This window comes from Hyphomicrobium sp., assembly GCF_019753045.1.
In the GTDB taxonomy this organism is placed as follows: Bacteria; Pseudomonadota; Alphaproteobacteria; order Rhizobiales; family Hyphomicrobiaceae; genus Hyphomicrobium_B.
In genome coordinates, this window is sequence record NZ_JAIELN010000009.1 from 162,815 (window position 1) to 176,695 (window position 13,881).

The window sequence follows — 13,881 nt, forward strand, 5'->3', positions numbered from 1 at the left end:
TCTGTGGTGGGAGGGAACCCGAATGGGTGCTGGGAGAACTCGGCCGTCCCATTTCTTTGCAGGCTGCCCCGTGGGGCTGTCAGACCCCCGCCGGGGCCGGACGCCATTGCGACGGCTGGGTCCGAGGCCTCCCCCATAAAATGGCGCCCGGAACGGTCTGTCGCAGGGCTCAACGCATCCGGGTTCTACGGACCTTGACGGCGACAAAAACGCCTTCCAGCCTTACATCCCGGAATAATATCCTATTCTTATTTGCGAAAATGGCTTCTCAGAGGAATGATTTACCCCTATGTATCGGAGCACTGGAGGCCTTCCATGACGCTGTTCGAAGCACCCGCGTCCGCTCCTGGCGGATCGGCGGGCAATGACCATTCCGCGCCGCAGCATGCGGTTGCAGCTGACCTTGACGCGAAGCTCGCGAGCTTGACGACGCTCGAGGAGCGTCTCGCCGCCATCCGTGCCGCTATCGACGGCACCATCGCATTCTCGACCAGTCTCGGCATCGAGGATCAGGCGATCACGCACGCCGTCGCGACGACGGCGACGAACATCGACATCTTCACCCTCGATACCGGCCGGCATTTCCCCGAGACGCTCGATACGCTGTTCGAAACCGAAGGCAAGTATGGCGTCAAGATCCGCGTGATGTTTCCGGACTCCGCCGAAGTCGAGGAGCTCGTGTCAAACGACGGGATCTACGGTTTTCGCTATTCTATAGAAGCGCGGAAGGCCTGCTGCGAAATACGCAAGGTCCGCCCGCTCAATCGCGCACTCGAAGGCGCATCTGCTTGGCTCACCGGTCTCCGCCGCGAACAATCGCAAGGCCGCTCGCATGTACCGTTCGCGAGCTACGACGCGGGCGCCAAACTCATCAAGCTGAACCCCATCGCCGATTGGACGCTGGCTCAGCTCGAAGACTACGTGGCGGGGAACAAAATTCCCGTCAACGCACTCCATGCCCAAGGCTTCCCGTCGATCGGCTGCCAGCCGTGCACACGCGCCATCAAGCCCGGCGAAGACATTCGCGCCGGCCGCTGGTGGTGGGAAAACGAGAACGGCAAGGAATGCGGACTTCACACGCAGTCCGAAGACCCCGGATTTGAACCAAAGGACCGCGCCGCATGACGGCATCGCCTTCACATCTTGATCTGCTCGAATCCGAGAGCATCCACATCTTCCGCGAGGCGGCAGCGCAGTTCCGCAAGCCCGTGCTGATGTATTCGATCGGCAAGGATTCGACCGTTCTCCTGCACCTCGCGCGCAAGGCGTTCTTCCCGCAGGCCGTGCCCTTCCCGCTGCTTCACGTCGATACGACGTGGAAGTTCAGGGACATGATCACATTCCGCGATCGCACGGCTCGTGAGCTCGGATTGAATCTGATCGTCCACACCAACGAGGAAGGCATCAAGCGCGGGATCAATCCGATCGATCACGCGCCCTCGATCCATACCGACGTGCTGAAGACGCAGGCTCTGAAGCAGGCGCTCGACAAGTATGGCTTCGATGCTGCGTTCGGCGGCGCCCGCCGCGACGAAGAAGCAAGCCGCGCGAAAGAGCGCGTCTTCTCGTTCCGTGCATCGGGCCATCGCTGGGACCCGCGCAAGCAGCGCCCCGAGATGTGGCACCTGTTGAACGGCCGCCTCGGCACCGGCGAGACCGTCCGCGTCTTCCCGATGTCGAATTGGACCGAAAAGGACGTCTGGCGCTACATCCTCCGCGAGAAGCTCGAGGTGGTGCCGCTCTATTTCGCTGCCGAAAGACCGACGATCGTCCGCAACGGACAAATCCTGATGCAGGACGACCAGCGTCTCCAGCCGCGCGACGGTGAAAAAGTCGAGATGCGAAAGATCCGCTTCCGCACCCTCGGTGACTATCCCCTCACCGCCGCCGTCGAATCTGACGCCGATACGATCGAATCCGTCGTCGCCGAAACCATCAACGCGCAGACTTCGGAACGCCAAGGCCGCTTGATCGATCACGATCAGGCCGGCGCAATGGAAAAGAAGAAGCAGGAAGGCTATTTTTGATGTCGGTGCACGCACTGCATAAAACGGAAGCCACGCAGAAGGCTGCTCCACATCTCGAAGTCGTACCCAATCTCGTGCGCGAGCTTGGCGGCATTACGCATCTTCTGACTTGCGGCTCCGTCGACGATGGCAAATCGACCCTGATCGGCCGGCTGCTCTGGGATGCGTCCGATCTCTACGAGGATCAGCGCGAAAACGTTCGCCGCTCCGGCCGCAAGGCCGCCGGCACCGATCTCCCCGATTTCTCGATGCTGCTCGACGGCCTCGTTGCCGAGCGCGAGCAAGGCATCACGATCGACATCGCCTGGAAGTATTTTGATACCGACACGCGCCGTTTCGTCATCATCGATTCCCCGGGCCACGAGCAGTACACGCGCAACATGGCATCCGGCGCGTCCCACGCTGACGTCGCAATCGTGCTCGTCGACGCGCGCTCGGGCGTGAAGAAGCAAACCAAGCGCCACACCGCGATCCTCGATCTCGTCGGCGTCAAACACGTCGTGCTCGCCGTCAATAAGATGGACCTCGTCGGCTGGTCGGAAGACGTGTTCCGCAAAATCGAGGCTGACTTCCGCACGCAGTGCTGGAAATTCAACTTCTGGGACGCGACCGCGATCCCGCTGTCCGCCGTCTTCGGCGACAACGTCTCGGGTGGCTCCGCCAATATGCCCTGGTACACGGGCCCGACGTTGATCCAGCACCTGGAGAAAGCACCGAGCCGTGCCAGCGAAGCCGGTTCTGTTTTCCGCTTTCCCGTGCAGACCGTGCTGCGCGACGGCCAGGATTTTCGCGGCCTCGCCGGCACCGTAACGTCAGGCTCGGTGAAAGTCGGCGACATCGTCGTCGATGCTCTGAGCAACGCCAGCGGCAAGGTCATCCGCATCGCGACGATGGACGGTGACCTTCCAAGCGCCTCCGCCGGTCAAGCCATCGCCTTGCAGCTCGACGTCGATATCGACGTATCGCGCGGCGCCGTGCTGTCGGCGCCCGAGATGCGTCCGGTTCCGGCACAAACGGTCGAAGCCCGCTTCGTGTGGCTCTCCGAAGACGCATTCAGCCCCACTGCCGGCTATCTTTTGCGGACATCGACCGATCTCATCCCGATCTCCAATATCGAGATCAAAGCGCTCCTCGATCTCGAAACGATGGCGTCGCGTCCGGCGCGCAGTTGCAGTGCGAACGACATCGCGATCGCGAAAATTTCGCTCGGCCGCGCAGCCTCCATCGACGTCTTCACCGAAACGCCGGAAACCGGCACGCTCCTGCTTGTCGATTCCGTCACCGGCGCAACGATGGCCGGCGGCATCGCGACATCCGTCAACGCCAAGGCGGAACAACCCGCCGAGGGTCACTTCGTACTGAAGCGCGATATGCTCGCAAACGGCCTCAATCGCGACCTGTCGATGAGTTCGAGCGATCGCGAAGAGTTCATGCGACGCGCCAACGAGGTCGCGATCATTCTGCGCTCGGCCGGAGTCTCCGTGGCGATCGAACCGCCGCCGCCAGTCGATGACGGGATGGACCCGGGGCTCTAAGCTCCGGCTCCAAAATCCATGACCGCATCTTCGGCGGCGCAATGCCGGGCGAAGGCGCGCGCGATAAAGCCTCCGTTATCGAAACGTAAAATCCACAATTGCGGACCCGGTTGATCTCGCGTAGGTCAATTCGTCAACCGCGCAACGGAATCCCATGCCCGAATTCGATTTGCACACCCTGTGGCCAATGGTGATTACGGGCGGCTTCGTCGTCGGCTTCCTCGTCGGGATGACGGGCGTCGGAGCCGGCTCGCTGATGACACCGTTCTTGATTACGAAAATCGGTGTAGCGCCCGCGCTGGCCGTCGGCACGGACTTGCTGTTTGCCTCGATCACCAAGGCATCGGCCGCCTGGCCTCATCACAATTTCGGAAACGTCAATTGGCGCCTCGTCGGCTGGCTCGCGTTGGGCAGCGTCCCCGGCTCCGTCGCGATGCTTGTCGTTCTGCACCTGCTCAATCCGGACACCGCAGCACTTGCCCATTTCATCAAGCAGGCGCTTGTCGCGGCACTTGTGCTGAGTTCGCTCGCGATCCTGATCTATCCGTTCGTCGTTCGCGGCCATGCCCACGTCGGCGAACCGGTCGAGATCAAAGTCCGCCGCCTGCCGACGACGCTGCTCGGCTTGACGCTGGGCTCTATCGTTACGCTGACGTCGGTCGGCGCAGGCGCCATTGGCGTGGTTATCTTGACGCTGCTCTATCCGATGCTCCGCACGCGCCGCCTGATCGGCACCGACATCGTGCACGCAGTGCCGCTGACGCTCGTCTCGGGACTTGGTCACATGTCGATCGGGAACACGAGTTTCGAGCTGTTAGGATTGCTGCTCGTCGGCTCGATCCCAGGCATCGCCATCGGATCGCGCCTCACCGGCATTCTGCCCGATTGGTTGCTGCGCATCTTCCTGGCGATGATCCTCTGCTTCGCCGCCTACCAGCTCTCACTGAAACTATAGTTGGCCGCGGAAAGCCCCCGCAGACGTCATCCCCGCGCAGGCGGGGATGACGAAAGAAACGGTTTAGGGCCGCTCAAACCAACTTCACGTCGGCGTGGAACTGATTGCCAGCCGGCGTTAGCGCAACGGCTCCATGCCGGATTGCAAAATCGCCGAAGTGCTCGCCCTTCTCACGCTCTTTTGCATAGGCGATGAAGAGCGGTTCGAGCAGCGAAACGATGCGCTGCTTGTCGACGTCCTGCGCGTAAAGCTTCGAGAGCCGCGACCCGTTGAACGCCGCGCCGAGGTACAGGTTGTAAAGCCCCGGATTACGGCCGACGAGGCCGATCTCCGCAAGATACGGCCGTGCGCAGCCATTCGGGCATCCCGTCATGCGGATGACGATGTCGTCATCGTTGAGACCGGCCCTGTCGAGACTTTCTTCGAGCGCGGTGACGAGATCGGGAAGGAAGCGTTCCGCTTCCGCCAATGCCAAACCGCATGTCGGCAGCGCCACGCACGACATCGCATTGCGCCGGAGCCCCGACGATACGTCGAGCGAAACGCCATGCGATTTGAAGACCGCCTCGATCTTGGACTTAGCTTTAGCCGTGACGTTCGCGAGAATGACGTTCTGGTTCGCGCTGCAAACGAAATCACAGACGCCGAGTTCGGCGATCTCGCGGAGCGCCGTCCGCAAGGCATAGCCGGGGCGATCCTTGATGCGCCCGTTCTCGACGAAGAGCGTTAGATGCCAAGCCTTTTCCGCCCCCTTCTTCGCGTCGACCGTTTGCCGCCAGCCGATCTTGTCGCCCGTGCCGGTGAACTTGAACGGCTTCGGCTTCTCGAGCTTGAACCCGAGACGCCGCTCGACTTCATCGCGGAAATTGTCGAGACCGCGATCTTCGATCGTATACTTCAACCGCGCCCGCGCGCGGTTTTCGCGATTGCCCCAGTCCCGCTGAACGGTGACGACCTTTTCGGCAAGGTCGATCGCTTGCTCGGGCTTGCAGAAGCCAAGAAGATCTGCCGTGCGCGGGAAGGTGTTCGTATCTCCGTGCGTCATGCCCATGCCGCCGCCTACGGTGACGTTCCAGCCGACGAGTTCGCCCTTCCCGACAATGGCGATATAGCCGAGGTCGTGCGCATAAATATCGACATCGTTATCGGGCGGCACCGCCACGACGACCTTGAACTTGCGCGGCAGGTAATGCACGCCGTAGATCGGCTCCTCGTCCTTCTTCGCGGCCCGCGACGCATCCTCGACCTTCTCGCCGTCGAGCCAGATCTCGTGGTAGGCGCCCGTTCGCGGCAGCAAGTGCTCGCTGATCGCCTTGCCGAGATCGTAGGCTTGCCGGTGCGCCTTCGACAGATGCGGATTGGCGGCCGTCATCACGTTGCGATTGACGTCGCCGCAAGCAGCCAGTGTGTCGAGGCAGATGTTGTTGAACGACTGCATCGTGCGCTTGAGGTTCGACTTGATGACGCCGTGAAACTGGAATGTTTCGCGCGTCGTCAGCCGCATCGTGCCGTTCGCATACGTGCTCGCGATGGTATCGAGCCCGATCCATTGCTTCGGTGTCACGACGCCGCCTGGAATGCGCAGGCGGATCATGAAGGAATAAGCCTTTTCGAGCTTCTTCTTTCCCCGCTCGCCGCGAACGTCGCGATCGTCCTGGATGTAGGAGCCGTGGAACTTGATCAGCTGCTGATCGTCTTCCGCGATGGCGCCTGTTTCGACTTTGAGCAGCCCCTCGGCCAGCGTACCGCGCAGCTGATGACTTTGCTCTTTGATGCTCTCGTTCTTCGAACGCTTGTCGGTCATTTCGTATTCCCCGGCTCCCTTCGGCCTCGGTGGCAACGAAGGGATTTCGTGCAATTGAATTAGTAGATGTCGCGTTGATAGCGGCCGGCCTTCGTCAGCTCCTTAAGCTTCGCGCGGCCTGCCTCTTCATCGCCCTTCAGCGGTTCGGCAAGAGCCTTGACGAGCATCGCATCGACGTCCTTCGCCATGCCCTTCTCGTCGCCGCAGACGTAGATGTGCGCCCCTTCCTGCAGCCACGCATTGATGTCCGCACGCTTTTCCCAGATGCGATGCTGGACATAGATCTTTTCCGGCTGATCGCGCGAGAATGCAACATCGATCCGAGAGAGATCGCCCGACGCCAGATAGTCCTGCCACTCGAGCTGATAGAGGAAATCATTGGTGAAGTTCCGCTCTCCGAAGAAAAGCCAGCTCTTGCCCTTGGCGCCGTCCGCAATGCGCTCTTCGACGAAGCCGCGATAGGGCGCAACGCCGGTTCCGGCGCCGATCATGATGATCGGGGTATGCCCGTCCGCAGGCAGACGGAAATGCCGGTTCGGCTTGACGTAGATGCGGCCCGTCTGGCCGATCTTGCGGCGCTCGCCGAGGAACGTCGAAGCGACGCCCTTGCGCTCGCGGCCATGCGATTGCCAGCGAACCGAGCCGACGAGGAGATGCGCTTCGCCAGGATGCGCTTTGAGGCTCGACGCGACCGAGTAGAGCCTTCCGGGCAGCGGCCGCAAAAGACCAGTGAGCTGTTCCGGAGTGAGCTTCTCCGGGTATGCCAGGAAAAGGTCGATGAGCTGCCGGTCAGACGCAAACTTCGGATAAGCCTCGCCTTCGAGCAGCGCCTTGACGTCGGCACGCCCTGTCAGCTTCGCGTAGTTCTCGACGGCGGCTCGCGACAGCGTCGTCACGTCCAATGACTTCTGCAGCTTCAAGAGCAGCGCGGCATCCGAACCGAGCCCAACCGACTGCAGAAGTTCGTCGACGAGAGCCGGATCGTTTTCCGCCAAAAGGCCGATAGCGTCTCCCGGCTGATAGCTGAAAGCCGGATCGTCGAACGCAAATTCCGTGTGCCACGTCTCGCGCGTCGAGCCGCTGCCGTTCAAATTGACGAGCGCCGAGATCTCGGCTTCGAGAGGGTGCTCCGCGGTGAATTTTGGTTCGTCATCGTCGGACTGCGGGAAGGCGCCGCCGAAATCGACATGCACGACCGTTCCACCCGCAGCCTGCGTGTCTTCCGGCGCGAGCTTAGCAAGCGCACCTTCCGTCCACTCGGCAGCCTTTTTGGCATAGTCGAGATCGAGATCGACGCGATCGAACGTCCGCACGCCGCCCAATTCTTCGAGGCGTTGATCGATGGCTTTTCCGATCGCGCAGAACTGTGCGTAGGCCGTATCGCCCAGCGCCAGAACCGCGAACCGCACACCGTCGATACGCGGTGCGGCGTCGCTCATCAGCGCTTGATAGAAGTCGACAGCCCGGGCGGGCGGATCGCCCTCGCCCCAGGTCGCGGCGAAAACCACGATGTTCTTCGCCTTCGCAAGCAGCGCCATATCGGCGTCGGCCATATCGAAGACCTTGGCGTCGAGACCGTGTTTCTGGGCGGCCTTTTTTGCCTTCGCTGCGAGGGCTTCGGAGTTACCGCTTTCGCTCGCATATAGAATGGTAAGCGGCGCGCGCGGCTTGGATGCCGGCACCACCTGGGCCATGCCGCCGCCCTGCGCGGCCTCGAAACCGGCGAAAAAGCCGGCGAGCCACGAACGCTGCTGCGGAGTTGTCCGCGCAACCACTTTATTCAACAGTTCGATTTCCTCCGGCAGAAAGGGCGCGTTGCGCGGAAGCAGTGGGGTCGCGGTCACTAAATGCTCTCCTCGTCAGGGTATCAGCCCGGCGTTCAAGGCGCGGGCGTAGCGCGCCTCCGGGCTCCGGAAAAGCCCAAACATGCCGGCCGGCCCCGCGGGAGCCGGTCATGCATTCTAAAAGTCAAACCTTAACAGCCGACCGAGAAAGCCTTACGTCACGCCGCCAAGGCCAATTGCATACGATATTGTAGAACAATTTTCTACGCACCTGCGTCATTCCACCCCAAAGATAAGAATATTTTTCTAATATCCCAGATCTAGCCCGGAGGAAATTGGGTTTGCAGATGGCTCACTGAAATGGACTCGAATCCGGCGGGCCCGAAGGTGAAATTCCAAACCAGGGATAATGGGCAAGTGGCGGGTCAATTCGTTCACACGCAGACGTGAAGCGCGTTGATTTGAAAAGAAGACCCGGAACATGATCTACATCAGTGGACAGCGGCAACCAGCCTTGACTTTGGTCAGCTGATCCGCAGATTGGGCCGGCACAACAAAAGTGCCTGCACCGATCTGGTGGGCCCTCGGCGGGGTCTGCAAGGACGTAAGCAGTTTACCGCTTTGGAGGAAACACTATGAAGATTTGGACCAAACCCGCAGTGCGCGAGCAGGAAGTTGGCCTTGAGGTCACGAGCTACCTGCCGGCCGAGATCGACCTCATCTAACCGATGACGTCTTCGGTCTCGCAAGGTTTGTGAGACACCGGCGCGGCGGTCGATGCAATCATCGGCCGCCGCGGCCGTTTCATCTCGAATAATTGAGAGCGCTGCCGGCTTCGGCGACCCGTCGGCGCAAGCACATTCAGCGCATATGATCATCAAAGTACTCGGGTCCGCCGCTGGGGGCGGATTCCCGCAATGGAATTGCAATGGCTTTCACTCATCCAGCGTGAGAGCCGGCGTCGCGGGATATAAGGCAAGGCTGCAATCGTCTCTCGCCGTCAGTGCTGATGGCTCGAAGTGGGTATTGCTCAACGCCTCTCCCGATATCCGCCAGCAAATCAACGAAACACCGGAACTCCAGCCTGCGAAGGGCGGACCGCTGCGCAATTCGCCGATCAAGGCTGTCGTCCTGACGAACGCCGACGTCGACCACATCACCGGCCTCTTGAGCCTCCGCGAAGGCCAGCCCTTCTCGATCTACGCCGCAGACCGCGTTCTGGCGACGCTGGACGCCAATAGCGTTTTCGATGTGCTTGCCCGGGACAAGGTTTCCCGCAACACCTTCAAACTCGACCAGCCGACGCGCCTCGAAGGTGCCGGTGTCGACCTTGGCCTTGTCGTCGAAGCCTTCGCCGTACCCGGCAAAGTCGCGCTCTTTCTGGAGAAAGGCGACGCCGGCAACAATTTCGGCAGCCGCGACGGCGACACCATCGGCCTCAAAGTCACCGATGCCAAAACCGGGAAATCGTTCTTCTATATTCCGGGCGTCGCCGAGATCGACCCGCCGCTCGCCGATAAGATCCGGGGCGCCGATTTGATCTTCCTGGACGGCACGCTCTTCGTTGACGACGAGATGCTGATCCAGGGCCTGCTGAATAAGACCGGAAAACGCATGGGCCATATCTCGGTCTCTGGTCCCGACGGGTCCATTTCGGCATTGCGCCAGCTCAATGTGAAGCGCCGGATCTACGTGCACATCAACAATTCCAACCCAATCCTGGACGAGAACTCAGAAGCCCGTAAAGTCGTCGACGCTGCCGGATGGGAAGTTGGCTTCGACGGCATGGAGGTCCGCCTATGAACCCTGTCAGCCTCGAAAAGAAAACCGCCGAACGCCGTGAAAACGAGCCGCCGATGTCGCCCGCGGAATTCGAAGCCGCGATCCGCGCCGTGGGACCCGAGCGCTATCACGACCTGCACCCCTTCCATCACCTGCTGCACGGCGGCAAGCTCAATCGCGGCCAGGTCCAAGCCTGGGCGTTGAACCGCTTCTGCTATCAGTCCGCAGTGCCGCGCAAGGATGCGGCCCTCATCAGCCGTGCCTACGACCGCGAACTGCGCCGGGAATGGACGCATCGCATTCTCGACCACGACGGCCTTCCGCCGGACGAGCCGGGCGGCATCGAACGCTGGCTTATTTTGACGGACGGCCTCGGTCTCGATCGTGAGTACGTGATCTCGCGGCGCGGTGCGCTGCCTGCCACCATTTTCGCCGTCGAGGCCTACGTCACGTTCGTCCGTGAGCAGCCTTTGACGATCGCCGTCGCTTCCTCGCTGACGGAACTCTTCGCGCCGAAGATCCATAAAGAGCGGATCGCCGGCATGCTTGAGAACTACGATTTCATCGACGACAAGGTGATGGCCTACTTCAAGCGCCGCCTGACCCAGGCGCCGCGCGACGCCGACTTCGCGCTCCAGTACATCCTGAAAAACGCCAAGACGCGCGACGAACAGGAAGCCTGCGTCGAGGCCGTGCGCTTCAAGTGCAACGTGCTTTGGGTACAGCTCGACGCGCTCCACCACGCTTACATTGATGGACACATTCCGCCCGGCGCATTCCGGCCAGAGGCTGATCGATGAGTGGCGAAGGACATCGCACACGTGTGATCATAGTGCCGGCTTCAAAGCCGGCGCTGCCACCCCACATTAAGTTACGGCACGATCCCGGCCGCGGCCGCTGGCACGTGCTCGCGCCGGAACGCGTCTTCGAGCCCGATCCCATCGCTATCGAAATCTTGAAGCGCTGTGATGGCGTGAATTCGGTCGAGGAGATCGCGTCGGAACTTGCGAAAGAGTACAACGCACCGCTGCAGGAAATACTCACAGACACCATATCCATGCTCCAGGAGCTTTCGGATAAGGGCGTGATCAGAGCTTAAGAACTCGGGACAAACGGAGCTGACGTCAATGAACGAAGTAGCACCGATGGAGCAGTTCTCCGAGAAGCCCTTGGTTGAGGCTTGTGCCCGCGCGCCGGTTGGCCTCCTTGCTGAGCTGACGCACCGCTGCCCGTTACAGTGCCCTTACTGCTCGAACCCCCTTGAACTCGACCGGGTCAACAGCGAGCTGACGACCGCCGAGTGGCAGGATGTCATGCGCCAGGCTGCCGACCTCGGCATCCTGCAGATCCATCTGTCCGGCGGCGAACCGACCGTTCGCAAAGATCTCGAAGACATCGTCGAGGTTGCAGCGAAGGCAGGTCTTTACACCAACCTCATCACTGCCGGCGTGACGCTCACGCGCGACCGCCTGAAACGTCTGAAGGACCTGGGGCTCGACCACGTCCAGCTCTCCATCCAGGACGTCGACGAAGCGAACGCCGAAAAAATCTCGGCTTACAAAAACGGTCTGGCCAAGAAGCGCGAAGTCGGCAAGTGGGTGCGCGAATTCGAGATGCCGCTCACCATCAACGCCCCAATCCATCGCCACAACATCGAGAACCTGCCGAACATCATCGATTTCGCCGTCGAGATGGGCGCTGGCCGCATCGAAGTGGCAAATATTCAGTACTACGCCTGGGCGTTGAAGAACCGCGCCAGCCTCATGCCGACGCGCGCGCAGGTTTTGAAGAGCGCTGAAATCGTCGAAGAAGCCAAAGAGCGCCTGAAGGGAATCATGGTCTTCGATTTCGTCGTGCCGGACTACTACGCCAAGACGCCGAAGCCCTGCATGGGCGGCTGGGGCCGTGGCGTCATGAACGTGACCCCACAGGGCCGTGTCCTCCCCTGCCACGCTGCAGAATCGGTTCCGGGTCTCGAGTTCGACAACGTCAAAGACCGGCGTCTGGCCGACATCTGGCTGCACGGCCAGGCGTTCGAAAAATATCGCGGCACCAGCTGGATGAAGGAACCTTGCCGGGGCTGCCCGCGCGCCGAAATCGATTTTGGCGGCTGCCGCTGCCAGGCGATGGCATTTACCGGAGATCCGACGAACACCGATCCGGCCTGCAAGCTCTCGCCTCACCACCTGGCGTTCGTTGCCGCCGCCGAGGCCGAAAGTGGCGTCGCCAATCCTCCCCCGTTCGTCTATCGCCGCATGAGTCCCGCCAAGGCGACCGCTGCCGAGTAAGGAACCGGGTCAGTAGCTGCCAGGGAGCAATGTTCATTTAACCGAGCTTGAGCCGGTGCTCGCAGTGCAGCGAAATCGCACGGGATTTTTTTTTGCCCGGTGCGGCATTCTGTTCGGTCGCGGTTCAGAAAAAAAATGGCAACTTCCCGCCACTCAGCTATGAGTTGGAGCGTTTCCAAAAATGCCGCTCAGGCGAAACGGGAAGGAAAACGAAATGCGCAAGTGGGTTCTGGCGATTGCTTTGGTCGCAGCAGTACCGACCGCTGCCATGTCCGCCGATGCGGATGCCGGCAAGACGGTCTTCAATAAGTGCAAGGCCTGCCATCAGGTCGACAAGAACGGCGTCGGCCCGCACCTCGGCAGCGTCGTCGGCCGTGCGGCTGGAAGCCTGCCGGACTACAACTATTCGGACGCGCTGAAGAAGTCCGGCATCACCTGGGATGAAGCCTCGCTCGACAAGTGGCTGCAGGGTCCCGCCAAGGACGTCCCCGGCACCAAGATGATCTTCGCCGGCATCAAGGATGAAGGCGACCGCGCCAACCTCATCGAATATCTCAAGACGCTGAAGTAATCAGAACTCGTCGTCTGAGTTCCATCTAATAGGAAGCGCAGCGAAGATCAGTTTCTTCGCTGCGCTTTTCTTTTGGCCGCTGGAGCGTCACCAAGGTTCGTCACGGTTGAACCGCTTCGACCTCGCTACCGTCGAGCTTCTCCAGCATCGCATCGATGGACCGGCCGTTGAGCCTCAGCTCCGGCGCGACATCCTTGAGCGGCACCAGCACGAACGCGCGCTCGCCGATGAGCGGATGCGGTACAGTGAGGTCCGGCTCCGCAATGGTGAGGTCGCCGAACGTCAGAATATCGACGTCGATGATGCGCGGGCCCCATCGCATGGTACGCACGCGTCCCATATCGTTTTCGACCGCCTGGCAGCGCTTGAGGAGTTCATGCGGCGACAGGGTCGTTTGGATCGCAATGCACGCATTGATGAACCAATCCTGATCCGTGACGCCCCACGGAGCCGATCTATAAAGCTTCGATCGCGAGACGAGCCGGATCGATCCGTCGGCAGTGAGCCGGCGGATCGCTTCCTCGATATTTTCAATGCGATTGCCGAGGTTCGTACCGAGCGCCAGAATGGCGTCGGACGCGCCGGCAGCTCCCTGCAGCTCCGCTCGCGCACGCTCGGCGTTCGCCATTGAACTTGCCTCCGGCGCCACGTTCAGTCGTATTTGATGTACGCAAACCGCATATCGCCGTGTGGCGTGCCTTCGAGGCCTTTGCCCTCTTTGCCCGGCTGCCAATGCACGACCTCTTCGATCTTCTTCGCGAGCTCGAGATCCTTCGAGGTGATGCCCTTGGCCGCATGGTTCATCAGGCGAACCTCGACCCATGCGTAGGAGAGCGTCATATCCGGGTGATGCCACGCCGCTTCGGCGAGATGGCCGACGGTATTGACGACCATGAGCGTGCCTTTCCAGCTCGCTGTCTTGTATGTGCGGCGTATCCAGCCGTTCTCGAGCTTCCAGGTCGGAAGGTTGGCGGCCAGCCAAGCATTAACATCGGCGTCGGCCATCGGTTTTTCGCGTTCTGCACTCATCTTGCCCTCGACCTCCAATTATCGGACAACTCGCTTCTTTAAATCCTACCGCCGCCGCAACCGGTCAACAATCAAACCGATGCCTCCGGCCGCTATCAGAAAGGAC

At 60.9% G+C, this 13,881-nt stretch carries 14 protein-coding genes; 10 read left to right on the forward strand and 4 right to left on the reverse strand.

Features of this window, described 5'->3' with window-relative positions:
* Nucleotides 1-315: 315 nt before the first annotated feature.
* The 4 genes from K2Q04_RS11755 (at nucleotide 316) to K2Q04_RS11770 (ending at nucleotide 4,517) form a co-directional block, all read left to right on the forward strand.
* Nucleotides 316-1,125, forward strand: a complete 810-nt coding sequence (locus K2Q04_RS11755; RefSeq protein ID WP_291163689.1) for a phosphoadenylyl-sulfate reductase — start codon at nucleotides 316-318, stop codon at nucleotides 1,123-1,125.
* Nucleotides 1,122-2,027: a sulfate adenylyltransferase subunit CysD gene (cysD, locus tag K2Q04_RS11760; RefSeq protein ID WP_291163692.1), complete on the forward strand. Its 906-nt coding sequence runs from the start codon at nucleotides 1,122-1,124 to the stop codon at nucleotides 2,025-2,027. The genes K2Q04_RS11755 and cysD overlap by 4 nt, the downstream gene beginning before the upstream one ends.
* Nucleotides 2,027-3,562 carry a GTP-binding protein gene (locus K2Q04_RS11765; RefSeq protein WP_291163695.1) on the forward strand — a complete coding sequence of 512 codons (1,536 nt, stop codon included), beginning with the start codon at nucleotides 2,027-2,029 and terminating at the stop codon, nucleotides 3,560-3,562. The genes cysD and K2Q04_RS11765 overlap by 1 nt, the downstream gene beginning before the upstream one ends.
* Nucleotides 3,563-3,716: 154 nt before the next feature.
* The gene (locus K2Q04_RS11770; protein WP_291163698.1) at nucleotides 3,717-4,517 is read left to right on the forward strand and encodes a sulfite exporter TauE/SafE family protein; all 801 of its coding nucleotides are present in this window, start codon (nucleotides 3,717-3,719) and stop codon (nucleotides 4,515-4,517) included.
* A 73-nt stretch (nucleotides 4,518-4,590) separates the two neighbouring features.
* Here K2Q04_RS11770 and K2Q04_RS11775 read toward each other — a convergent pair whose 3' ends face one another.
* Together K2Q04_RS11775 and K2Q04_RS11780 are read right to left on the reverse strand one after the other, a co-directional pair.
* Nucleotides 4,591-6,321: an NADPH-dependent assimilatory sulfite reductase hemoprotein subunit gene (locus tag K2Q04_RS11775; RefSeq protein WP_291163701.1), complete on the reverse strand. Its 1,731-nt coding sequence runs from the start codon at nucleotides 6,319-6,321 to the stop codon at nucleotides 4,591-4,593.
* 59 nt (nucleotides 6,322-6,380) lie between these two features.
* Nucleotides 6,381-8,165 (reverse strand): flavodoxin domain-containing protein, encoded by a 1,785-nt coding sequence (locus K2Q04_RS11780; protein WP_291163704.1) that lies wholly within the window; start codon nucleotides 8,163-8,165, stop codon nucleotides 6,381-6,383.
* Nucleotides 8,166-8,740: 575 nt separating this feature from the next.
* On the opposite strand from K2Q04_RS11780, the gene pqqA reads away from it, so the two are divergent.
* From pqqA to K2Q04_RS11810, 6 genes are all read left to right on the forward strand, one after another.
* Nucleotides 8,741-8,830: a pyrroloquinoline quinone precursor peptide PqqA gene (gene pqqA / locus K2Q04_RS11785; RefSeq protein ID WP_041921595.1), complete on the forward strand. Its 90-nt coding sequence runs from the start codon at nucleotides 8,741-8,743 to the stop codon at nucleotides 8,828-8,830.
* A 145-nt stretch (nucleotides 8,831-8,975) separates the two neighbouring features.
* Nucleotides 8,976-9,908, forward strand: a complete 933-nt coding sequence (pqqB, locus tag K2Q04_RS11790) for a pyrroloquinoline quinone biosynthesis protein PqqB (protein ID WP_291163706.1) — start codon at nucleotides 8,976-8,978, stop codon at nucleotides 9,906-9,908.
* A complete protein-coding gene (gene pqqC, locus K2Q04_RS11795) occupies nucleotides 9,905-10,687 on the forward strand; it encodes a pyrroloquinoline-quinone synthase PqqC (RefSeq protein ID WP_291163708.1) in 783 nt (260 codons plus the stop codon). Before pqqB ends, pqqC begins: the two co-directional genes overlap by 4 nt.
* Nucleotides 10,684-10,986, forward strand: a complete 303-nt coding sequence (gene pqqD, locus K2Q04_RS11800; RefSeq protein ID WP_291163710.1) for a pyrroloquinoline quinone biosynthesis peptide chaperone PqqD — start codon at nucleotides 10,684-10,686, stop codon at nucleotides 10,984-10,986. The genes pqqC and pqqD overlap by 4 nt, the downstream gene beginning before the upstream one ends.
* 28 nt (nucleotides 10,987-11,014) lie before the next feature.
* Complete coding sequence (gene pqqE / locus K2Q04_RS11805) at nucleotides 11,015-12,175, forward strand: pyrroloquinoline quinone biosynthesis protein PqqE (RefSeq protein ID WP_291163712.1); 1,161 nt, start codon at nucleotides 11,015-11,017, stop codon at nucleotides 12,173-12,175.
* Between the two features lie 214 nt (nucleotides 12,176-12,389).
* Nucleotides 12,390-12,746 (forward strand): cytochrome c family protein, encoded by a 357-nt coding sequence (locus K2Q04_RS11810; protein WP_291163714.1) that lies wholly within the window; start codon nucleotides 12,390-12,392, stop codon nucleotides 12,744-12,746.
* A gap of 100 nt (nucleotides 12,747-12,846) precedes the next feature.
* Here the strand turns inward: K2Q04_RS11810 and folK are convergent, their stop codons facing one another.
* Both folK and K2Q04_RS11820 read right to left on the reverse strand, forming a co-directional pair.
* Nucleotides 12,847-13,374, reverse strand: a complete 528-nt coding sequence (folK, locus tag K2Q04_RS11815) for a 2-amino-4-hydroxy-6-hydroxymethyldihydropteridine diphosphokinase (RefSeq protein ID WP_291163716.1) — start codon at nucleotides 13,372-13,374, stop codon at nucleotides 12,847-12,849.
* 23 nt (nucleotides 13,375-13,397) lie between these two features.
* Complete coding sequence (locus K2Q04_RS11820) at nucleotides 13,398-13,775, reverse strand: 4a-hydroxytetrahydrobiopterin dehydratase (RefSeq protein WP_291163718.1); 378 nt, start codon at nucleotides 13,773-13,775, stop codon at nucleotides 13,398-13,400.
* Nucleotides 13,776-13,881 lie beyond the last annotated feature (106 nt).

Coding starts and splice junctions, on each gene's coding strand:
- K2Q04_RS11810 (WP_291163714.1), top strand. CDS start 12,390: ATGCGCAAGTGGGTTCTGGCGATTGCTTTGGTCGCAGCAGTACCGACC.
- cysD (WP_291163692.1), top strand. CDS start 1,122: ATGACGGCATCGCCTTCACATCTTGATCTGCTCGAATCCGAGAGCATC.
- pqqE (WP_291163712.1), top strand. CDS start 11,015: ATGAACGAAGTAGCACCGATGGAGCAGTTCTCCGAGAAGCCCTTGGTT.
- pqqD (WP_291163710.1), top strand. CDS start 10,684: ATGAGTGGCGAAGGACATCGCACACGTGTGATCATAGTGCCGGCTTCA.
- K2Q04_RS11820 (WP_291163718.1), bottom strand. CDS start 13,775: ATGAGTGCAGAACGCGAAAAACCGATGGCCGACGCCGATGTTAATGCT.
- folK (WP_291163716.1), bottom strand. CDS start 13,374: ATGGCGAACGCCGAGCGTGCGCGAGCGGAGCTGCAGGGAGCTGCCGGC.
- pqqB (WP_291163706.1), top strand. CDS start 8,976: ATGATCATCAAAGTACTCGGGTCCGCCGCTGGGGGCGGATTCCCGCAA.
- pqqA (WP_041921595.1), top strand. CDS start 8,741: ATGAAGATTTGGACCAAACCCGCAGTGCGCGAGCAGGAAGTTGGCCTT.
- K2Q04_RS11775 (WP_291163701.1), bottom strand. CDS start 6,321: ATGACCGACAAGCGTTCGAAGAACGAGAGCATCAAAGAGCAAAGTCAT.
- K2Q04_RS11765 (WP_291163695.1), top strand. CDS start 2,027: ATGTCGGTGCACGCACTGCATAAAACGGAAGCCACGCAGAAGGCTGCT.
- K2Q04_RS11755 (WP_291163689.1), top strand. CDS start 316: ATGACGCTGTTCGAAGCACCCGCGTCCGCTCCTGGCGGATCGGCGGGC.
- pqqC (WP_291163708.1), top strand. CDS start 9,905: ATGAACCCTGTCAGCCTCGAAAAGAAAACCGCCGAACGCCGTGAAAAC.
- K2Q04_RS11770 (WP_291163698.1), top strand. CDS start 3,717: ATGCCCGAATTCGATTTGCACACCCTGTGGCCAATGGTGATTACGGGC.